Here is a 4,536-nt window from a genome sequence, read left to right as displayed (position 1 = left end):
CCGCCGCGGCTCTGGAGAAGGGCATCAGCCCTGCGCAGAGCTACGACTCGGACTGGAAGATCTCGGTGCCGATGAGCTCCTTCCGGAACTGCAAGGGGGCGCCCACCGGAACCGGGAACTGGGACCTCCAGAACGAGTTGGAGTCCGAGAAGGGCGCCTTCGACATGACCAGCGCGCTCGGCAAGTCCATCAACACCTACTTCGCCAAGCTGGAGGAGCAGGCCGGGCTGTGCGAGACCGTCACCATGGCCAAGAAGCTCGGCTACGAGCGGGGTGACGGCAAGCCCGTCTCGGACAACAACCCGTCGATCACCCTGGGCGGCACGGAGAGCACCCCGCTCAACATGGCCGCCGCGTACGCGGCGTTCGCCAACCGCGGCATGTACTGCACGCCGGTCGCCATCCAGGCCATCACCGACTCGAACGGCAAGAAGGTCACCGTTCCCAAGTCCACGTGTTCGCGGGCGATGAGCGAGAAGACGGCCGACACCATCAACCAGATGCTGAAGGGCGTCGTCGAGGACGGCACCGGCACCCAGGCGGGTCTGACGGACCGCGACAACGCGGGTAAGACCGGTACGACCAACGACCGGGTGGACGCCTGGTTCGTCGGCTACACGCCGAACCTGTCCACAGCCGTGTGGGTGGGCGCGGACATCGGCGAGAAGGTGCCGATGTACGACATCACCATCGGCGGCCAGTACTACGACAAGGTCTGCGGCGGCTGCCTGCCCGGTCCCATCTGGCGGACCGCGATGACCGGCGCGCTGAACGCCTCCGAGACCCCCTCCTTCAACGCGGTCGACGTGCCGCGCGCGAAGGAGAAGGAGGACAAGGAGAAGGAGAAGGACAAGGGCGACGACGAGGACAAGGGCGACAGCGGCAAGCCCGGCGCCGGCGGCGTCACCGTCCCGCCCGGCACCGGCGGCGGACACGGCGGAGGCCGGCACGGCGGGGGCCACGGCCGCTGACCGGCGGCACCGCGGTCGGAAGTGAAGGAGGGGCGCCCCCGGCGGGGGCGCCCCTCCTTACTCATGTCCGGGGCCCCGTCGGGGGCGTACCCAACTCACGTCCGGGGCCCCATCCGGGGCGTACCCAGCTCACGTCCGGAGCATCGCCCGGGGCGTGCCCAGGCCCGGTCCGAGGCTCCACGGGCGGGGGCCGACCGGCGATCACCCGGCGATCACCCGGGGCGCACCCGGTGACGGCCGGCCGGCGCACGCAGAGCTCAGCCGGCGAGGTGCTTCTTCACCGCGGCGGCCACCCGGCCGCCCTCCGCCAGCCCCGCCACCTTCGGGCTGACGATCTTCATGACGGCGCCCATCGCCCGCGGCCCCTCGGCACCGGCGGCCTTCGCCTCCGCGACGGCCTGGGTGACGAGCGCGTCCAGCTCCTCGTCGGTGAGCTGCTTGGGCAGGTAGGCGTCGAGCAGCTCCCCCTCCGCACGCTCCCGCTCGGCCTGCTCGGCCCGGCCGCCCTTCGCGAAGGCCTCGGCCGCCTCACGTCGCTTCTTCGCCTCCCTGGCGATCACCTTCTGCACCTCGTCGTCGGAGAGCTCGCGCGCCGACGTGCCGCTGACCTCTTCCTTCGAGATCGCGGTGAGGGTGAGCCGGAGGGTGGACGAGGTCAGCTCGTCACGCGCCTTCATGGCGGTGGTGAGGTCTTCCTTGAGCTTGGACTTGAGCGTGGTCATGCGGTGATTGTGACAGGTACGGCGCACTCACCGCCCGCCTGTTTTCCTCCGGCGGCACCGCGTCTGCGACGATGGGCGCATGCGCGCACGCTACGGAGTCCCCCTGAAAGTCACGGCAGTCGGAGCTGCGGTCGGCGCCGCCGGCCTCGTGTACGCGGCCGGGTTCGAGGCCCGCTCGTTCCGGCTGCGCCGGGTGTCGGTCCCCGTACTGCCGAGCGGAGCCCGCCCGTTGCGCGTGCTCCAGGTCTCCGACGTCCACATGGTCGGTGGCCAGCGCAAGAAGCGCGCCTGGCTGCAGTCGCTCGCGGGCCTGCGCCCGGACTTCGTCGTGAACACGGGCGACAACCTCTCGGACCCGGAAGCCGTCCCCGAGCTGCTGGACGCCCTCGGCCCGCTGATGGAGTTCCCCGGGGTGTACGTCTTCGGCTCGAACGACTACTACGGACCCAAGCTCCGCAACCCCGCCCGCTACCTCCTGGAGAAGGTCCAGGGCAAGCACGGGCTCAACGGGAACGCCCCGGCCGTCGGCGCCGTCCACAACCCGTGGGAGCCGATGCGGGACGCCTTCGACGAGGCGGGCTGGCTGAACCTGACGAACACCCGGGGCCGGATCAAGGCGGACGGCCTGGAGATCGCCTTCACCGGCCTGGACGACCCGCACATCAAGCGGGACCGGTACGCCGAGGTGGCCGGCGGCCCCGAGACGGACGCGGACCTCTCGATCGGCGTGGTCCACGCCCCGTATCTCCGGTCGCTGGACGCCTTCACCGCCGACGGCTACCCCTTGATCCTGGCCGGCCACACCCACGGCGGTCAGCTCTGCATCCCGTTCTACGGCGCCCTGGTCACCAACTGCGACCTGGACACGGACCGGGTGAAGGGCCTCTCCAGCCACACGGTCGGCGACCGGCGCGCCTACCTCCACGTCTCGGCCGGCTGCGGCACCAACCGCTACACCCCGGTCCGCTTCGCCTGTCCGCCGGAGGCGACCCTGCTGACCCTGACGCCCCGCGACTGAGGGCGATCACGGGACCACCGTCCGTCCCGGCGGCCCGCGAAGGAAACCGGATTTCGCCTCCGGGCGCCGGTGGGCTAAAGTAATCGTTGTCGCCGGGACAAACGGTGGACATCGGGGTGTAGCGCAGCTTGGCAGCGCGCTTCGTTCGGGACGAAGAGGTCGTGGGTTCAAATCCCGCCACCCCGACAGCTGTAAGACCAGGTCAGGGGCCTGATCCGAGAAATCGGATCAGGCCCCTGAGTGGTTTTCCGGGCCGTCGTGGGAGCCGTGGGAAGCCGACTTCGGGTTCCGGCTCCCCACGGGCTTCGGGCTCGCGTTCCCGGACTCAGTTCAGCAGCCCGCTGATGGCATGAGCGAGAGCTTCTCCGCTCTGCTGGACGGCGGTCCCGAGTACGAGTGCCGGCAGTGCCTGCGCGATGCCCCTCAACGTGGTAGCGCCCTCGGCCGGAGCCGCGAGTGATCCGTCCGTCGTGCCCACCATGGCCCTCAGCGCCTCCGCGTGCTGCAGACCTGCCGCGTTGCGGTCCAGATCCTCACGGAAGGCGACGAGGAGAGCCCGCACGGAGTCGACGTCGGTGGTTCCGTCTGCCTGGGCAGCCTGGTGCACGTGTGAGATGTTCTGCCCGACGACGTTCTGCAGTGGGGCCACGTTGTTGCCGCCGATGCTGATACCTGCCCCATGTCCCGGTTGGGGCGTGTGGTCGGGTCGGCGTCGTCCGATGGGCATTACTTTCCTCCTTGGCTATCGGGGCCTTGCCCGATGTTGCTGTTCCCGTTGCCGACGACATTCTGGATGGGGGCATTGTTGTCACCGTAGATCTGGATGTTGTTGGTGACGGCGGCCACCTGTTGGTCGTAGGAAGTGGTGTCAATGCCCCGGTCGCGCAGGTAGGAGGCGACTGCCCGGAAGACACAGGTCTCGATGAGGACGACATGTCGCTTGGCGTCGTCGCTCTGGTGCATATCAGTAACCTCTTCGGTCGAGTACCGGTCCCGCAGGCTCACCGGGTCCTCTTCCTCCACGTGGCTCTCGATGCTCTCGCCGAGTCCGATCCGGGCAACCAGTCGCCATAGAGCCAGCGGACCGAGAGCGGCGTCCAGGAGGGCTTGGACCGTGACCCACCTCAACAGCCGCACACCGCGCTTGCCGGCAGGGGTCGCAGTCACTATCAGCTCGTTGTGAAGCGGGGTCATGACATGCGGTCGCACAGTCAGCCGTAACTCGCCTGCCTCGAGCGCGGCGTGCACGAAAAGGCTGACCACGACCTGGCCGCCCCAGGTGATGCACTGCGCACGAAGGTAGAGCCGTTCCGGCTCACCGGAAGGTGACTTGCGGCCTCTCCCCGTCAGGTCCGGGGCTTCCCCGTCACGAGCCCGATGCAGCCAGAGATGGGAAGGCAATCCGAGCACCCGCTCCCTCGAAAACCCTGGTAGGGGGTCCGTGATCTCCCGCACGCCACGGCCCAGTTCGTCCAGTGCGGCACCTACGCGCCGCAGCAGTTCGGCCTCGCCGAAGGACTTGACCGGTTCCTCGGAGTCTTTGGGCTTCAGAGGGATGTTGATGTGAGCGGCTCCCCAGTGGTCACGCCCGGCACCGATGAAGTGCTGCGAAGCGTCGTAGGGCAGCAGCCTCCCCTCCTGCCTGTCCCCCAGCGCCGACGTTCTCCGTTTGGTCTTCGACGTCACCCACGGCAAGGCGTCGCGGGAGACCTGCCTGCGGCCCAGCGCAGACAGCGCGGATCTCGCCACCAACCGGTCTCCGGCGTACACCAGCGTCATCCCGGCGAGAAATCCGAATGGCACGACGGCAAGGCCGAGACGCGTT

At 68.9% G+C, this 4,536-nt stretch carries 5 protein-coding genes and 1 tRNA gene; 3 read left to right on the top strand and 3 right to left on the bottom strand.

Annotated features, from left to right (window positions below; all coding sequences use genetic code 11):
- A partial coding sequence (locus IH13_RS0103585) for a penicillin-binding transpeptidase domain-containing protein (RefSeq protein WP_031080950.1) occupies window positions 1-971 on the top strand: 971 nt, incomplete at its 5' end.
- Between the two features lie 257 nt (window positions 972-1,228).
- On the opposite strand, the gene IH13_RS0103580 is transcribed toward IH13_RS0103585, so the two are convergent.
- Window positions 1,229-1,693: a GatB/YqeY domain-containing protein gene (locus IH13_RS0103580; protein ID WP_031080949.1), complete on the bottom strand. Its 465-nt coding sequence runs from the start codon at window positions 1,691-1,693 to the stop codon at window positions 1,229-1,231.
- Between the two features lie 79 nt (window positions 1,694-1,772).
- Between IH13_RS0103580 and IH13_RS0103575 the strand changes: the two genes are divergently transcribed.
- Both IH13_RS0103575 and IH13_RS0103570 read left to right on the top strand, forming a co-directional pair.
- Window positions 1,773-2,711 (top strand): metallophosphoesterase, encoded by a 939-nt coding sequence (locus IH13_RS0103575; RefSeq protein WP_031080948.1) that lies wholly within the window; start codon window positions 1,773-1,775, stop codon window positions 2,709-2,711.
- Between the two features lie 112 nt (window positions 2,712-2,823).
- Window positions 2,824-2,897 (top strand) — tRNA-Pro (locus IH13_RS0103570).
- A gap of 139 nt (window positions 2,898-3,036) precedes the next feature.
- Here the strand turns inward: IH13_RS0103570 and IH13_RS0103565 are convergent.
- Together IH13_RS0103565 and IH13_RS0103560 are read right to left on the bottom strand one after the other, a co-directional pair.
- Entirely contained in the window at window positions 3,037-3,438 is a 402-nt protein-coding gene (locus tag IH13_RS0103565) for a hypothetical protein (RefSeq protein WP_031080947.1), read from the bottom strand.
- Window positions 3,438-4,490, bottom strand: coding sequence for a hypothetical protein (locus tag IH13_RS0103560; RefSeq protein WP_234433205.1), 1,053 nt, complete (start codon window positions 4,488-4,490; stop codon window positions 3,438-3,440). The genes IH13_RS0103565 and IH13_RS0103560 overlap by 1 nt, the downstream gene beginning before the upstream one ends.
- Between the last annotated feature and the right edge of the window lie 46 nt (window positions 4,491-4,536).

The sequence above is a fragment of the Streptomyces sp. NRRL WC-3549 genome, assembly GCF_000721935.1.
GTDB lineage: Bacteria > Actinomycetota > Actinomycetes > Streptomycetales > Streptomycetaceae > Streptomyces.
Note: the sequence above shows the minus strand (reverse complement) of the source record. Positions and strands in the feature narration are given on the sequence as shown.